The following is a 15440-nucleotide window of genomic DNA, read 5'->3' as shown; positions in this document are numbered from 1 at the left end:
TTTCTAGTCGACCAGCCAGTTGTAGCGGAGATGACGCCCTTCGGGGCGCATGACCATCCGTGAGACCTCGAAGGGGCGGCCCTCCCGGTCACGGGTGACGCGCAGCAGGACGAGGGCCGTGCTGCGCTCGGGGAGGTCGAGCGCGGTCGCTTCCGCTGGGGTGACGGGGCGCGCGCATACGTCTTCGGTGACCTCGTGCGCCACGTAGCCGAGTTCGGCGAGCAGGGTGGGCGCGCCACCGCGCACCTTGCGCTCCTCCGCGAGGGCGGTGCCTGATGCGACGGTGAGCGGGTAGTAGGAGTCGGTGAGTTCGACGGGGACGCCGTCGAAGAGCATCAGCCTGCGGCGCACTGTGACGCGCTTCTGCTTCAGTGCCTGAAGGACGTCGTCCGGCGCGTCGACCTCAGCTACCTCCAACAGGCGCTGGGTCGCGTGCGTCCCTTGCGCGGTCCACGGGTCGGATCCGCCGTTGGTCTGGGCCTTGACGTAGGAAGCCGAGTCGTCATTCGGAGCTGAGGGGGTGGACATCTCGCCTCCGGGTCTCTGGTCCTTGGTGCCTGAGGTGGCAAGGTCGTATGCAGTGCCACTGTACGCACGGAGCTTTCCCTGATGCTGCCGGAGGCGGTCTTGTTTGGAGCGTTGAAGACGGCGAAGGGCATCTCAGTCCAGGCCCAGTTCCCGGTTCAACTCGGACAGTTCGTCTGCGGCCTCACGGCGGCGCTGATCGTCTCTGCGCATGTACTCCAGCAGTGAGGCGGCCCGGACCCGGCGATGGGTGCCGACCTTGCGGTAGTCGATCTCCTCGGCTTGGAGCAGGCCGATCAGGTGGGGCCGCGAGACGTTGAGCATGTCCGCGGCCTGCTGGGTCGTCAGTTCGGCGTGATCCGGAACGATGGACACTCCCCGCCCGGCTGCCATGTGCGTGAGTACGCCGACCAACAGCTCGACAGCCGCCCGGGGGAGCAGGAGCTTTTCCTGGTTGTCCTCGACGATCACGGGGACAGGCGTCAACGCCTCCTGGTGCTCGTCCAGATAGCGACGGATCTGGGGCAGGGCGCTCTCGGCTGCCTGGATCTGCTTCCTGTCCGGGTGTGAGGACAACACGGCCATGGTTCCTCCTCTTCGCTCGGTCCAGCAGTAGATACCCAATCTATAGTCGCATTATTCGAAACAAGCGAAGTAAACGCAAGATAGCTGGTGCTGTTCCTGCGCCTTGGCCCTGCCCCCGACCGGACCAGTGCATCGCCCGGCGGCACCCCCCACCGTCGCTGAAACGGGGTTTCCTGGCAACTACCCCGAAGGCGTCCCCTGCCGGTCGTGTTCGGCTGCGAGCCGGGCGTAGACGATGACGTTGTCCGTGTAGTGCCCGGTGGCCGCGTCGAAGCCGCCACCGCAGGTGATGAGCCTCAGCTCGGGCTGGCGGGTGTCCTCGTAGACGCTGTCGGTGGGAAAGGCGTCCTTGGGGTGCGATTCGACGGCGTACACGGTGAACTCGGCGCTCGTGCCGTCGGCGCGGCGCACGCTCGCCCGGTCGCCGGGGCGTAGTCCGCCCAGTCGGTGGAAGACGGCGGGGCCGTCCACGGAGTCGAGGTGCCCGGCCAGGACGGCGGGGCCCGTCTGGCCCGGGGCGGCACCGCGGGCGTACCAGCCGACCGCCTGCCATTCCCGGGGGGCTTCGAGGCGGCGCTCCGGGGTGAGGCCGAGCTCGACCAGGTGCGTGGTGTGCAGTTCGATCGCCGGAATGGTCAGGGCCACCGGGGCGGACCTCGGAAGGGGAGCGACGTCTTCCGCGCTGTTCGGCGGGTCGGTCGGGCTCGGGGCGATCGAGGGTTGGGCGGGCCCGGTCGCTGCGACGGGGGGTCGGGGGAGGCTCTGTTCCTCCGCCATCCCGAGTGTCAGCAGGACGGTGCCGATGCCGGCACACGCCACCGTGGCCGCTGCGGTGATGATGCTTCCGCGGCGGCCACGACTGGGTCGAGAGTGTCGGCCCATGGGTCAGCCGTTGTGGCCCAGTCTCCGGGTGAGGACGAACCCGCCGACCGTGGCCGCGGCGAAGGCGCCTCCTGCGCCGAGGAGCCAGGCGTCCGGCGACCCGTTCGCGGTTCCGCCGCCACCGGTGTCCACACCGCCGACCGGTGCCGTGTCCTCGTCCTCGACCATGGTCCCGTCTTCGGCCATGGTCCCGTTCTCGTCGTCCGTCGCGGGCTCGTCGCCGTTGTCGGAGGTCGAGTCGGTGTCCTCCTCGTCTTCCGGCGGGGCAGTGCCGTCGTCGAAGGTCTCGCAGCCGATGCCGTCGCCGTCGGCGTCGAAGTTGTGCGGGTCGCCTTCGCTGACCTCGAAGTCGGTCTCGTCGATGTCCGCGCAGTCCAGGTCCGGCGGCGGTGACGGGATCGAGCCTGACGGAGCGGAGCCGTTCCCGCCATTGGTTTCGCAGCCGATGCCGTCGCCGTCGGCGTCGAAGTTGTGCGGGTCGCCTTCGCTGACCTCGAAGTCGGTCTCATCGATGTCCGCGCAGTCCAGGTCCGGCGGCGGTGCCGGGATCGAGTTTTCGGCCATGGCCGGGGCACCCGCTCCCAGAGCGAGTGCGGCGCCGCAGGCCAGGGTCGCGGCAGCGGTCGTTGCGGTGTGGGCCAGGTTCATGTGCCCCCCTCGTGATCTCGGTGGATCCTGCGGCCAGGCACGCGCTCACCCAGGACGCTCGGTGCCACGAACAGCTCAACAGGACATACACCCACGAATGATGCGATTCGTGACATTCCCGACACGCTATGCACCAAAACTCGCTGTTGCAGGTCAGCGTCGTGTCCAAAGAGGGTCTTCCGCCTGCGCGGCGACCTGGACCGCAGTGGAGCCTCGGCGTGTCGTTCCGGCCGTGAGGAACATCCGAATCTGGCTCAGGGGAAGAGTTGGCTCGGCCGTGTGACGGCGTTGGTGGAGCGATCGCTCCCGGACTGACCGGAGCCGTTGTCGGCGTGAGCTCGGCCGTTCCCGAGAGTCTCGCTCGTAGTGCGGTGCTCGCGTGCTCAGGACCGCACGCGGGGCAAGATGAGCACGGCAAGGGACGAGTCCGGCTCCCTCTTGCGGTCACCGCGCTGGTCGGCCAGCCAGATGTAGGGAAGGTGTCGTCGTGCCGTTGTGCGCACGCAGCCCATCGAGCAGTGTCGGAGACACCTCGGCCCCGGCGGTCCCTGTGAGGGCGGGGACGCCGGGGCCGGTCGTGTGTCAGTGCTTGGCGGTGCGGAGGAAGGCTTCCCACTCGCTGCCGGAGAAGAAGAGCGCCCCGAGCTCACGGTGTCTGGTGTCGCGGACAGCCGTGACCAGACCTTCCGCGACCTCGACACAGTTGTTGGCCCCGGCACTGTAGGTGCTCTTGTGCCAAGCTGCTGACGCCCGTTTCTGCTGAGACATCAGCGGGCCCCCTCGTCCAGTTCTCGGATGCGTTCCTCTATGCGAGTTATGCTCTCACGCTTGCCGAGGGCAGCCACTTGGAGTTTGTTGAAGACGAGTTCGTACACGCCAGTGTGTTGAGGGCGGTCCCAGAAGTCGGAACTGGTGAGGTCCTCCAGGTAGACATAGGTCGCTTCCACCTCGTCCAGGCGTAGAAGCGTGAACCCGGTCCCCATGGCTGCGTGCTCGCCTGAGGAGTAGGGGAGAATCTGGAGGTCAATGTGGGGCTGGTGGGCCAACAGACGCAGGTGCTCCAGCTGTTCTCGGAGGGTGTCCGAGCCGCCGACGGTCCGCATCAGAGCACCCTCGCCGAGGATGAGTCCTACGTTGGGAGGGTTCTCCTGGGAGAGGACGGAGGCTCGGCTCAAACGTCCTTGCACCACGTGACTGATGTCGGCCGGTGCAATGGTGACCGACGTGGAGCAGACAGCCTCGGCGTAGGCCTGAGTTTGGAACAGGGCGGGGATGAGCTCCTCGTAGAAGATCTTCAGGTCGGTGGCGTCCGCTTCCATGCTGACGTAGCCGCGGGCGAAATCGACCACTTTGCCGTATGAGCCGCGCTTGCGGGCTGAGGTAGCCAGATCGCGGAAGGCCCCAGCCTCCTCACCGGTCAGCCCGAACAGCTTTGTGAGCTTGTTGCTCTCAGCGCTACTCAGCGTGCTGTATCCGAGTTCGATCTTGCTGACCTTGGGTGTCCCACATCCCAGAGCCTTTGCGAGATCTTCCCTGGAGAGGCCTGAGCTCTCCCTGAGTCGCCGGATCTCACGCCCCAGTTGGAGCCGTAGAACCCGTGGTCCTGGGTTCACCATGACTCACTCACCTGTCTCTAGAATCCGCTTTGTCCAGTTCATTCTTCCAGCCTGGTGGCCTGATTCAGTGTAAGTGGAATTTCCACTTGACTTTCAACTGGCAACACTGTCTTCTGTTCTCAGTGAGTATCCCACCAGTTCTGGCACGGTGTTGGGCGCTCAGCGAGATCGGCTGAGGGTTTCTGCTTCAGCGCGCAGAGCCCGGGACCAGCAAGAGCAAGTGGGGCTCACGTGCCTGGTCGAAGTGCGCTTCGGCCAGACATGAAGAAGGCCCTGGTGGGTGCTTGCACCACCCGCCAGGGCCGTGCCAGCAACGAAACCTCGAACAGGAGTTGCCGACGTGTCCATTCTTCCCCAAACCCCGACCCCTGCCTACCCGGGCCGGAGGTGGGAGGCCCGGCAGTACCCCGGGGTTCTCGCCGCGAGCCCGGTCTTCCGCTCCGACCTGCGCCTGGACCTCGCGTCCCTCGCCGGTGCGCCCTCCCAGATCCGCGACGACGTCGAACTCTGCGCGAGCGAGGCGTTCGCCAACGCCGTCCTGCACTCGCGCTCCCACCGGCGCGGCGGCACGGTGATGCGCCTGCTCTCCACCCCGGTCGTGATGGGACACCAGACCACCCTGCGCCTGTCGGTGCTGGACGACGGGCCGATGGACACCCGCCCGATGGTCCCCGCGCAGCGCTCGGTCCAGGAGTGGGAGGAGTCCGAGTCCGGGCGGGGCCTGCTCCTCATCCACCAGTTGGCCACCGAGTGGGGCACCCAGCGCTGGGCCGACCCCGACACCGGTGACGTGCTGGGCGCGGTCCTGTGGGCCGAGTTCACCTACCCCGTCCCCGCTGCCCGCCGCCGACAGGCGTGCGTCTGCGGAGGTGCGTGATGACCGCGACCACGATGACCCCGGGGGTGCGAAGGGTCCTGGACAGCCCGCACGGTCGCCGCTTCGGCCGCCCGGGTGAGCGCCTGGCAGCCCCGCAGGCCACCCGGCGGCCCGACCGGCAACCCTCCCGCGAAGAACTCATGCTGGCGCAGATGCGCGGCAACCCCCGGGTCGAGCACCGGCTCCGGCACGGCGACCTCCCCGACTGGATGCACTTCGCTCAGCACCGGAAGGCATCGCGCCCCGAACCGGCACCGGTCGTGCCTCCGGTACCGCGCCCACGGCCCGCACCCGACGACGGCCCCGCCCCGGGGCGGGAACCGTCAACACCTCCCCGCCCCTCCCGGCCGCCGCTGCCGCGCCGCCCCCGGCGCCCGGCCAGCCACCGCAAACCCCGCCGCCGCACCGGATGGATCCTGACCGGCTACACCCTCTCGGCCGCACTCGGAGCCCTGGCCCACAACCTCAGCGGGCTGCTGGGCTGAACCATCAGCACCATCAGCCCGGCGAAGTATCGGACCACTCAAGAGGCCGCACCGGAACGCGGGCCCGGTGCGGCCACAAACGGCCCAAGCCCCGTCACCGGGGGGTCTTCGGTGACAGGTACGGAGAAGCAGGCCGGTTGAAGGGATGGCAAGTGGGTCGCACACAGGGGCCGGAGCGCTTCCTCAGGACCTTCACACCCTCCTGAGAGCGGTAACCCGTGTGGTTCCGCAGCGCGACGTCGTGCGGGAGGTCCTCCCCACCGGCGGGCGGCGGGAAGTCCCGGGGGCGTGCGCGGCGCAGCGCGGCCGCCCCGGTTCCACGGCTCCCCGGACCTGGGAGGACCACCGGACCGGCACCCGCCGCACCACGGTCCTGCTCATTCGGCAGCCTCTGGTTCAGGGCAGTCGGAGTTCAGATTCGTCACCGGGGTGAGGCTCACCGAGAAGCGCGTCACCTTGGTGAGCCCCTCCTCGCGGTCCCACAGGAGGTCGACGTTGTTCGCTCCGCCGAAGTACAGCACCGGTCGGTCAGTGGTCAGCGGCGGCCCGATCCGATTGACCGGATCCTTGCCGGGTTCCACACACACCACGGAGGGCCGAACGCCCACATAGCTCTGAGCCGGTCCGCCCTCGTCCTGGTAATCGGCGACGTGGGCCAGGCCCCGCTCGGTGTCCCGCTCCAGGAGCACCACCACCGCGGTGAGCCCGTACAGGACGACCACGATGACGACCATCAGCCACTGGAGGAGGCGGAAATGCCCGCGGCTGGACAGGTGGAAGTACTGGAGGAGCCCGAACAACCCCAGAGAGACGAGAAGCGCGAACAACACCAGCGGCAGGGTGTTGCCCAGGGCGAAGAGCCGACCGGCACCGGTCGGTGTCACCTCCCCGGATGAGATCCCGAAGGCCTCCAGGTAGACGTCCTGGCTGAAGTTGCTCAGGGCGATCGCCGAGGGCGCGGCCAGGGCGGTCAGTCCCAGGGGCAGCCACGTGTTGATCCGCCCCTCCGGGATCCGGCGGAGCATCTGCCACACCCCGAACAGGCAGGGGATGGCGACCAGGAAGGCGATGGCGGCTCCGAGCGTGATCCCCTCGGGCCGCCACACGGTGACGCGTAGGCCGACCGCGACCGCCCCGGCACCGATCAGGAGTGCTGTGGCGAGGAGGAAACGCCAGTCGTCCAGCAGATCCACCGGCGCCGCATCAGGGGCGGGGCTCGTGGCGCCGGGACGGTCCGGCGGGCCGACCACCGTGAGATCGTCCGGCGAACCGGCCTCGGGGTTGCGGTCCGCGAAGTCGGCCAGCCTCGCTCCGGCCTCGGCGAGCGAGGCCGCCTGGATGGTTCCCCGGGCCCGCCAGGCCATCAGACCCCGGACGGGGGCAGCGAGCCATCTCCGCTCGGTCATCCAGCCCCGGGGCATCACCAGGTACCGGCGCGACGGCGACAGTCTCGGACGCAGCCGGGCCGCGAACAGGACCCGGACACCCGCCCCGTCCCTGTTCAAGGTGCGGTGGAACTCCGCCAGGGCCGCCCTCGTGGAGCCCAGAGTCGCACCGGAGACCGCGACGCGTACGTCGTACCGGCCCTCGCCCAGGCTCTGCGTCTGCCAGGGCTGGCCGCCCACCGTTCCGAGGAAGGCCGCCTCGTCCCGTGGTTCCACCTCCACCCCGATACGCACCACGTGGTCGTGGTAATGGGGCAGCTCCCCCTGCAGCGGTTCGGGTGCGGGCGGCTCGGGAGCGGGTGCCTCAGGTGGTCCGGGCCGCCGCGGGTCGTTCCGGGGCCGCCGCCAGAGTCGGAAGAAGCGCATACGAACCTCGTCTACTGGGGGTTGTGGGGAAGCCTACGGCGCCCGGGCGGGAGTCCTCCCGGCCCTGTCGGGAAACCCTCGGCCACACATCTCCGGCCAGAGCCGACCTGTGTCCCGTGCCGCTCGCGAAAGAGCCGGCCGCCCTCCATCGGCGGCCTGTCGTCCGGACGCGATCCCCGCTTCCGGCGGCACCGGGCCGCCCTACCCGACCCGCTCCGGGACGGCTCCTGGATCGGCCGCCACCTCCGGCATAACCTTCGGTTACGAGTCCGCCGAGCCGAGGAGTCCCCGTGGTCGCCACCCGGTCCGCTTCGCGCCCCGCCACCCTGGACGCCATCGAGAAAGACACCGAGGGCATCGGTTTCCGCATGTCCTGCGAGGAGGGCGTCGGCCACCTCCTGCGCGCCCTCGCCGCTTCCAAACCCGGCGGCCGCCTCCTCGAACTCGGCACCGGGACCGGGGCGGGAACTGCCTGGCTGCTGGCCGGGATGGACTCGGACGCCAGGCTGGACACCCTCGACAACGACCCCGAGTGCCTGGGCGTGGCCCGTCGGCACCACACGGCCGACCCCCGGGTGACGATCTTCGAGGCCGACGGCGGCGAATGGCTCGGCGCCCGCGCCACCGACGACGGCCCCGGCTACGACCTGGTCTTCGCCGACACCGGCCCGGGCAAGTTCACCCACCTCGACGAGGCCCTGTCCCTGGTGGACCGGGGCGGCTTCTACGTGGTGGACGACCTCGCCCGCCAGCCCCCGGGCACCTCCGTCCCGGAGGACCACTGCCTGGCCGTGGAGGCCCTCATCGAGGGTCTGGAGTCCCGCTCCGGCTGGGAACGGCTCCCGCTGCTCGGCTGGTCCTGCGGGGTCCTCGTCATGGTTCGCAGGTAGGGCGACGCACCGGGGGGCGGCCCGTGTGACTCCGCCCCCGGCGCCGCTCCACGCTCTAGGCTCGGGGATTGCACGCGACCGCGTACACGAACCAACCGGGGGCACCGTGAACCTGCGTTTCCAGGAGCTCGACTGGCGGCCCACACCCATGGGGGTCATCAGTCTCCGGGTCCGCTGGGACCCGATGGCCAAGGCCGAGGTCCACGAGATCAAACTCGACGACGACTTCCTCATGTCCAGCCTGTTCATCCAGGGTGAGATCGACGTGGCCCGACTCGCCCTGGCCGAACTCCACCGCGGCCCCGTCCCGGACGGCGGATACGACGTGGTGGTCGGCGGCCTGGGACTCGGACACACCGCCCTGACCGTGCTCGACGACCCCGACGTGCGCTCCCTCGTGGTGGTCGAGGCACTCCCCGAGGTGGTCGACTGGCACGAGGAGAAACTCATCCCGGCGGGGGAGCGGCTCACCGCGGACCCCCGCTGCGGCCTGACCCAGGGTGACTTCTTCGCGCTCGCCGCAGGGGAGGGCCTGGACCCGGCCGAGCCGGAACGCCGCTTCCACGCCGTGGTCGTGGACATCGACCACTCGCCCCGCCACCTGCTCAACCCCTCGCACGCACCCTTCTACGAACCCGACGGGGCCCGCCGCCTTCTGGGCCACCTGCACCCCGGCGGGGTCTTCGCCCTGTGGTCCAACGACCCGCCGGACGAGGACTACCTGTCCGTACTGCGCGGCGTGTTCACGGACGCACGCGCGGAGGTGGTCAGCTTCCCCAACCCCTACCAGGAGCGGCCCGCCACCAACACGGTGTACCTGGCCACGGCTCCCTCACACACCTGAACGGAGGCAAGGGTGTTCGAACGTCTGCGGAACGGGGTCAGGCGTGCCCGCCAACGGCGCGGGTTCGAGCGCGAGACCGGCGTCGTCATCCTCAAGTGCGTGGTGGCCGCGACCCTCGCCTGGTTCGTGGGCACCCTCCTCGGGGGCGCCTCCCAGGTCGGGTTCGCGCCCTTCACCGCGCTGCTCGTGGTCCGGCCGAGCGTGTACGGGTCGGTGCTCCAGTCCTCCCGCTACGTGGCGGCGGTCTTCGCGGGTGCCCTGCTCGCCGGGCTGGTCGGTCTCACCGTCGGCGCGCACCTGTGGTCGTTCGCGCTGATAGTCCTGGTCGCGATGGCCGCCGGGCAGTTCCGGTTCTTCGGCAGCCAGGGAACCCAACTGCCCGTGGTCGCGGCCTTCGCGCTCGCGGGCGGCGCTGCCGAGAGTCCCACGGACCTCGGCGACCTCCTGCTGATGGTCTGCGTGGGCGCCGCCAGCGCCCTGGCCACCAACACGCTCTTCGCGCCCGCCATCCGGTTCCGGGACGCGGAGAACGCCGTCCTGGACTTCGCCGACGGGCTGCGCTCCCTCACCGAGGAGATGGCGCAGGGGCTCAGCCAGGGACGCGACGGCCTGGACCTGGACCACTGGGGCCAGGCCTCCAACGGGTTCGACGGGACGGCTCGCAACGCCGAGGAGGCGGTCCGCCGCCAGCAGGACCGGACCCGGCTCAACCCGCGGCGGCTCGCCTCCGCGCGCCCCGTCTCACCCCGGGACATGGACACCTACCAGGACTGGATCTCCGCGCTGACCAGGGCCGCCAGCCACGTGCAGTCCATGGTCCGCACCCTGCGCACCACCACCCGCTCCGACTCGCGCTTTCCCGGGCCGGGCGACACCTTCCTCCGCGAGTTCGCCCCGCTGCTCGAACGGGCCTCGGACATCTTCCGGACCATCCACGACTCCGAGGAGCCCGAACGCCGCGTCGCCTCCGACGAGCTGTGTGCACAGGTCAACGAGGCACTGCGGCTGGTGGAGCAGGAACGCACGCGGATGCGCGAGCAGTGGGACGACGACCTCTGGCCGGTCCACAGCGCCCTGCTCACCGACGCCGAACGGCTCTTCGAGGAGATCAACCAGGGCTACGAGAACAGCACCCGCGGGGACGGAGCGCCCGCGGACGGCGGGTGAGGGTACGCACGCGCCCAGCGGGCAGGGTTCGGACATGGAACGGACACCGGTGAACACACGGAAGAACAGAACCACCATCCGAACCCTCGCCCTCCTGGGAACCGCCCTTCTCCTGAGCGGCTGTTCCACCACCGGGGCCGACGGAGTCGGTGCGGGGGAGGACACCGAACCCGGTGACGGGTCCGCCGAGGCGACCGCTCCCGGCCCCGGCCAGCCCGAGGACGTCGTCACCGGCCTCGAAGTCCCGTGGGGGATCGGCTTCCTGCCGGACGGCTCCGCCCTGGTCGCCCAGCGCGACTCCGCGGCCGTCGTCCGGGTGGCCCCGGACGGCACCGCCGACGAAGCGGGGACCGTCGAGGGGGTCGAGCACGGCGGCGAGGGCGGCCTCCTCGGGCTGGCCGTGGACCCGGACTTCCCTGAGGAGCCCTACGCCTACGTCTACTTCACCTCCGACTCCGACAACCGGGTCAGCCGGATCTCCTACGACGCCGACGCGAACACCCTCGGCGAGGCGGAGGTGATCCTGGACGGCATACCCGCCGCGGACAACCACAACGGCGGCCGGATCGCCTTCGGCCCGGACGGGTACCTGTACGTGGCGACCGGGGACGCCCAGGACACCGGAAACTCCCAGGACACCGACTCCCTGGGCGGGAAGATCCTGCGGATCACCACCACGGGCGAGCCCGCACCGGGCAACCCGTTCGACAACCCCGTCCACAGTTACGGCCACCGCAACGTGCAGGGGCTGGCCTGGGACGACGAGGAGAACCTGTACGCGACCGAGTTCGGGCAGGACGCCCTGGACGAGGTCAACCTGATCGAGCCCGGGAACAACTACGGCTGGCCGGAGGCGGAGGGCCCGGGCGGCGGTGACGAGTACACGGACCCGCTGCTCACCTGGGAGCCCGCCGAGGCCTCGCCGAGCGGAGCGGCGATCGTCGGAGACTCCCTGTACGTGGCCTCGCTGCGGGGCGCACGGCTGTGGGAGGTCCCGCTGACCGGTGACGGCACCGTGGGCGAACCCGAAGCGCACTTCGTGGACGAGCTCGGCCGTCTGCGCACCGTCGTCCCGACCCCGGACGGCGACGCCCTGTGGCTGAGCACCAGCAACCACGACTCCTGGGGCTCACCGGCCGAGGGCGACGACCGGATCGTGAACGTCCCGCTGGAGTAGTAGGACGCCGCCCGCTCCCAGCAGCCACCGCGCCAACCCCCTCGGGGCGCCGTCAGCGACGGTGGACCGCCCTCGGCCGGTCAGCCGCAGGGGTCGCCGCCGGTGCGGGTGCGACTGTCGCACCGCCCCGGTGGCGTCCGTGGTCGGAATCAGTCGAGCAGGCCGCGGGCGACGACCTCCTCGGCGAGGACACGGCGGATCTCCTCGTCCTCGCCCAGGTGGCCGGGGTGCTCGGCGCTCTCCCGCAGCCGGTCGCGGACCGCCTCGACCACCTCGTCGCTGAGCAGGGCCCGGGCCACCGGGGCGGCTTCGGCCGTCTCCCGCCAACGGCGCAGTGCGTCCAGCCGACCGTGTTCGACGGCCTCGCGCGTGAGGTGGAACAGGCCGTCGATGTTGCTCTGGTAGGCGTCCTCGTCCAACAGGTCCACGTCCACGACGGTGACCGGCTGGGGCGAGCCGCCGTCGGCGTCGGGGCGCAGGTGGTAGACCCGCCAGATCCGGCCGTTGGTGAGGAACACCCACTCGGCGCCCTCCTCCACGGCTAGGCGCCGGGCCATCTGGATATTGCGCAGGTCCAGGTCCTCCTGCCCGATCCTGCGCACCTCGACGGGGGCGAAGAGCTCACCGTCCAGGACGATCGCGTAGTCGATGGAGTCCCCGCTGGTGCGGTACTCCGTGGTCATGTCCTGGTACTTGCTGAAGTTTAGACCGACACTGAAGAAGTCGGCGACCAGCATGCGGGTGTCACCGTCGTTGGCGTCGCGCTCCGCGAGTTCGGCCAGGGGTCCGGAGAGCCGGTCGACCGCGGCGGCGACCCGGCCTCTGACGGAGGTCTCCCAACTCAGGGTCGTGGTGAACTGGCCGGTCCTGGTCATGACCTGGGTCTCTTCAGCGTCCATGCCGTCCGTTTCCGTGTCTGGGGGCAACCCCGTCGCACGGCTTTCTCCGGGACCGGGGAGCACGCGGACGAGGGGAGAATCCGCCACAGATGCTACAGCTCCGGTACGGGATACCCGTCCCCGAGGGGCTCGTGCGCACCTGCGGGGCCAGGGCCGCGGGTGCGCCGAAGTCCCGGCGGGCCGGTGCGACGGCCCCGGCGAACGCGGCCGACCCGTGCGCGGGGCCACCGGTCACCCGCCGACCTCCCGCCGGGCGTGCACGTCGAAGGCGGTGTCACAGGCCCCGCGCACCCTGTCGTCGTGCGTGGCGATGACCACGGCACAGCCCCGGCGGCTCATCCGGCGCAGAACGTCCACGACCATGGCACCGTTGCAGCTGTCCAGGGCGCCGGTCGGTTCGTCGGCCAGAACCAGGGAGGGCTGTTTGACCATCAGCCGCGCCAGGGCGACGCGCTGCCGTTCGCCGCCGGACAGGTGGTGCACCCTCTCCTTCTCCCGGCCGGCCAGCCCGACCCGCGCCAGTGCTCCGGCGTGGTCGGCCCCGGCCCTGCGCCGCCGGGCGACGTCGAGGTTGGCCCTGACGGTGGCGTTCTCGATGAGGGCGTAGTCCTGGAACAGGTAGCCGAGGTGGTTCCGGCGGAAGCGGCGCCGTCCGCCGTGGCCCAGACGGAGGAGGTCGGCGCCCCCGAACAGGATCCGGCCGCTGCTGGGTTCGTCCAGCAGGCCCATGCAGTTGAGCAGGGTGGTCTTGCCGGAACCGCTGGCGCCGACCAGGGCGAGCATCCGTCCGGGTTCGACGGTCAGGGTGAGGCCCTCCCACAGGGTGCGCGGGCCGAAGGACTTGGTGAGTTCCTCCAGGACGATCATGTGGTTCCTCGCCTTCTCGGCTCCCTGGTCGGGGACCGGGGTCGGAGTCAGGCCCGGGACGAGCCCTCGCGGACGATGCGGTGGTGGAAGAGCACGAGCACGCCCAGGGTCAGCGCGAGTGAGGCCAGAGCGATCCCCGCGGCGTGGAAGGGTTCGGCTCCCGTGGCGGACGCCGTGCCGGGCGGCAGCGGGCGGGCCGGGTCGTTCGACCCGGCCGACGCGGTGGCGGCGCCCCAGGCGGCCCATCCGACGAACACTGCAGCGATCAACGCTTCGACGGTCAGCAGCCGCCGGTGCGTGGCGGGGAAGCTCCATCCGCTGATGTGCCGGGCGAAGATCGTCTGAGCACGGGTGCGGACGTGGACGACGCACGCGGCCACCGCGGTCAGCAGCAGTACGGAAGCCGCCCCGAGCAGGTTGAACAGTTCACCGCGCAGCGTGCCCAGGGCGAGAGCGTGTGCCTTCGAAGCGCCGGTGGTCAGGGCCTCGACCATGGAGACGTAGCGGGACGCCTGCGGGTCCTCGGCGCGCAGCGCCGCCACCACCCCGGGGTCGGGGAAGACCGTGTACCGCCCCGACATGTGGTTGACGTAGCTGTTGTCGGACAGTGCCCCGCCGTTCGGCAGGGCGACGATGACGGGTTCACGCAGCAGCGGCAGGACCAGGCCGAGGCGCTCCTGGGTGCCGTAGGTGAACACGGTCTGGCCGTCGGCGGCGGGCAGCACCTCGACGTCGGGGACACGGCCGTGGCCGCCGTTCACCTCCAGCCACCCGGCCACGCCCTCGGCCACCGGCCGGGCGCGCGCGGCCGCCGATTCGGGCAGCAGGACGCGCACGGTCCCGCTCGCCCCGTCGTACCGCTCTCCGGCCGGGGACAGGACTTCCTCCCGTGCCAGGTAGGTGTCGTTGACGATGAGGACGGGGGCCGCCAACCGCTCCCTCCGCGGGGCCGCGGGATCGGAGGGGACGATCTCGGAGGGCGCGAGGGGAACGGCCAGCACCATGTCGCCGCTGGTGTCGGCCGCACGGAGCCACGGCCCGAGTTCCCCGTCGACCGCGTCCGCGTCCGCCCAGCCGTAGTTGGCGCTGAGCGCGGGGCGTGAGGTGTCGCCGTACTGTGCGAACACCTCCAGTGCGGTGCGCCGGTCACGGCTCTCCTGTGCGGCGGCGACCACGCCTCCGACGATGACCAGTGCCAGGACCAGCGCGGGGACACGCACGAGGTAGATGGCGGCGGTGGTGCTGCGCAGCGGAAGGCGCCCCCTGAGCGCGGGCAGGATGCCGGTGGTGTGCACCAGGGCGAGCGCGGCGGCGTGTACTGCCAGGCAGGGCAGGGCGAGCGCGGCGAGGAACGCGAGTGCGAGGGGTGTGTAGAAACCGAGCTGGCTCCATCCGTTGTAGATGTCGAGGAGGCCCAGGGTGACCGCGGCCGTCCCGGGCAGGATGATCGCCCACAGCCGGGCGACCCGAACCAGTTCCCCGGTCAGAACGCTCAGGTAGGAGTGACCCTGGAGCCGCCTGACGGCGTGGTCGCGTGCGGCGAGCAGTACCCCGGCCGCGGTGGCGGTGACGGTACTGAGCAGGGCGACGGCCGCCAGGTGGAGCAGGTGCCCCCCGGAGAAGAAGTGCCACAGCCGGGTCGTCCGGGCACCGGGGGCCTCGGTGAGGCCGTGGTCGGCGAGTGCCTGGCGCAGGGCCGAAGCGGCCTCCGGGGGGCCGAAGACCAGGTAGTAGCCGTTGGGCCCCACCTCGCCGAAGTCGGTGACGGGGTGGGTGTGGACGGTGAAGCTGCGGCTGAAGGTTCGGTAGCCGTCGTTCAGCCAGCGGGCGTGCCGGGAGTCGGGGTCGGAGACGGCCAGGTACAGGTGGGCCTGTGACGAGGGTTCGTTGACGTCGAGGACGCCGTAGCCGATGGCGGTGCCGTGGTCGTCGGCGACCTCCTGGACGGTTCGTGCGACCTCGTCCGTGTCGTGGGTGCCGTCGTTCTCGGTGATCCAGACCAGTTCCGAGTCGTCGAGCACGTAGAGGGTCTGTTCGGCGGTGGCGGAGAGGAGGAACGCGATGAGCGCGGCGAACGCGACGCACGCCGTGTAGGCGAAGGAGAGTGTCCTGTTCGGCACCTGGGAGTCCTGTCGGGGCGGACGGAGCGGACCCGTTGACGGGGGTG

16 protein-coding genes are annotated in these 15440 nt (G+C 70.5%); 6 read left to right on the top strand and 10 right to left on the bottom strand.

Annotation, left to right across the window (positions count from 1 at the left end):
• Window positions 1–3: 3 nt before the first annotated feature.
• From IE195_RS02805 to IE195_RS02780, 6 genes are all read right to left on the bottom strand, one after another.
• Window positions 4–528 carry a GntR family transcriptional regulator gene (locus tag IE195_RS02805; RefSeq protein WP_191267762.1) on the bottom strand — a complete coding sequence of 175 codons (525 nt, stop codon included), beginning with the start codon at window positions 526–528 and terminating at the stop codon, window positions 4–6.
• Between the two features lie 132 nt (window positions 529–660).
• Window positions 661–1110, bottom strand: a complete 450-nt coding sequence (locus IE195_RS02800) for a helix-turn-helix domain-containing protein (RefSeq protein WP_191267761.1) — start codon at window positions 1108–1110, stop codon at window positions 661–663.
• A 180-nt stretch (window positions 1111–1290) separates the two neighbouring features.
• Window positions 1291–1887 (bottom strand): class F sortase, encoded by a 597-nt coding sequence (locus tag IE195_RS02795; RefSeq protein ID WP_225943682.1) that lies wholly within the window; start codon window positions 1885–1887, stop codon window positions 1291–1293.
• Window positions 1888–1995: 108 nt separating this feature from the next.
• Window positions 1996–2640, bottom strand: a complete 645-nt coding sequence (locus tag IE195_RS02790; RefSeq protein ID WP_191267759.1) for a GVDTG sorting domain-containing protein — start codon at window positions 2638–2640, stop codon at window positions 1996–1998.
• Between the two features lie 582 nt (window positions 2641–3222).
• Window positions 3223–3408, bottom strand: coding sequence for a DUF397 domain-containing protein (locus tag IE195_RS02785; protein ID WP_191267758.1), 186 nt, complete (start codon window positions 3406–3408; stop codon window positions 3223–3225).
• A complete protein-coding gene (locus IE195_RS02780) occupies window positions 3408–4256 on the bottom strand; it encodes a helix-turn-helix domain-containing protein (protein WP_191267757.1) in 849 nt (282 codons plus the stop codon). Before IE195_RS02780 ends, IE195_RS02785 begins: the two co-directional genes overlap by 1 nt.
• 340 nt (window positions 4257–4596) lie before the next feature.
• Between IE195_RS02780 and IE195_RS02775 the strand changes: the two genes are divergently transcribed.
• Together IE195_RS02775 and IE195_RS02770 are read left to right on the top strand one after the other, a co-directional pair.
• Window positions 4597–5133 carry an ATP-binding protein gene (locus IE195_RS02775; RefSeq protein WP_191267756.1) on the top strand — a complete coding sequence of 179 codons (537 nt, stop codon included), beginning with the start codon at window positions 4597–4599 and terminating at the stop codon, window positions 5131–5133.
• Window positions 5133–5618 (top strand): hypothetical protein, encoded by a 486-nt coding sequence (locus IE195_RS02770; protein ID WP_191267755.1) that lies wholly within the window; start codon window positions 5133–5135, stop codon window positions 5616–5618. Before IE195_RS02775 ends, IE195_RS02770 begins: the two co-directional genes overlap by 1 nt.
• A gap of 377 nt (window positions 5619–5995) precedes the next feature.
• Here IE195_RS02770 and IE195_RS02765 read toward each other — a convergent pair whose 3' ends face one another.
• Window positions 5996–7300, bottom strand: a complete 1305-nt coding sequence (locus IE195_RS02765; protein ID WP_229826054.1) for a hypothetical protein — start codon at window positions 7298–7300, stop codon at window positions 5996–5998.
• A gap of 419 nt (window positions 7301–7719) precedes the next feature.
• Between IE195_RS02765 and IE195_RS02760 the strand changes: the two genes are divergently transcribed.
• The 4 genes from IE195_RS02760 to IE195_RS02745 all read left to right on the top strand — a co-directional run bounded on the left by IE195_RS02760 (window position 7720) and on the right by IE195_RS02745 (window position 11507).
• On the top strand, window positions 7720–8319 hold the full coding sequence (locus tag IE195_RS02760) for an O-methyltransferase (protein ID WP_191267754.1): 600 nt from the start codon (window positions 7720–7722) through the stop codon (window positions 8317–8319).
• Window positions 8320–8425: 106 nt separating this feature from the next.
• A complete protein-coding gene (locus tag IE195_RS02755; protein ID WP_191267753.1) occupies window positions 8426–9163 on the top strand; it encodes a polyamine aminopropyltransferase in 738 nt (245 codons plus the stop codon).
• 12 nt (window positions 9164–9175) lie between these two features.
• The gene (locus tag IE195_RS02750) at window positions 9176–10330 is read left to right on the top strand and encodes an FUSC family protein (RefSeq protein ID WP_191267752.1); all 1155 of its coding nucleotides are present in this window, start codon (window positions 9176–9178) and stop codon (window positions 10328–10330) included.
• A 34-nt stretch (window positions 10331–10364) separates the two neighbouring features.
• Window positions 10365–11507, top strand: coding sequence for a PQQ-dependent sugar dehydrogenase (locus IE195_RS02745; protein WP_191267751.1), 1143 nt, complete (start codon window positions 10365–10367; stop codon window positions 11505–11507).
• A gap of 149 nt (window positions 11508–11656) precedes the next feature.
• Here the strand turns inward: IE195_RS02745 and IE195_RS02740 are convergent, their stop codons facing one another.
• From IE195_RS02740 to IE195_RS02730, 3 genes are all read right to left on the bottom strand, one after another.
• Entirely contained in the window at window positions 11657–12406 is a 750-nt protein-coding gene (locus IE195_RS02740; protein ID WP_191267750.1) for a hypothetical protein, read from the bottom strand.
• A gap of 231 nt (window positions 12407–12637) precedes the next feature.
• Window positions 12638–13273, bottom strand: coding sequence for an ATP-binding cassette domain-containing protein (locus IE195_RS02735; RefSeq protein WP_191267749.1), 636 nt, complete (start codon window positions 13271–13273; stop codon window positions 12638–12640).
• A 47-nt stretch (window positions 13274–13320) separates the two neighbouring features.
• Window positions 13321–15393 carry a bacteriocin-associated integral membrane family protein gene (locus IE195_RS02730; RefSeq protein ID WP_191267748.1) on the bottom strand — a complete coding sequence of 691 codons (2073 nt, stop codon included), beginning with the start codon at window positions 15391–15393 and terminating at the stop codon, window positions 13321–13323.
• Window positions 15394–15440: the final 47 nt, after the last annotated feature.

The organism is Nocardiopsis terrae (assembly GCF_014651695.1).
GTDB lineage: Bacteria > Actinomycetota > Actinomycetes > Streptosporangiales > Streptosporangiaceae > Nocardiopsis > Nocardiopsis terrae.
Note: the sequence above shows the minus strand (reverse complement) of the source record. Positions and strands in the feature narration are given on the sequence as shown.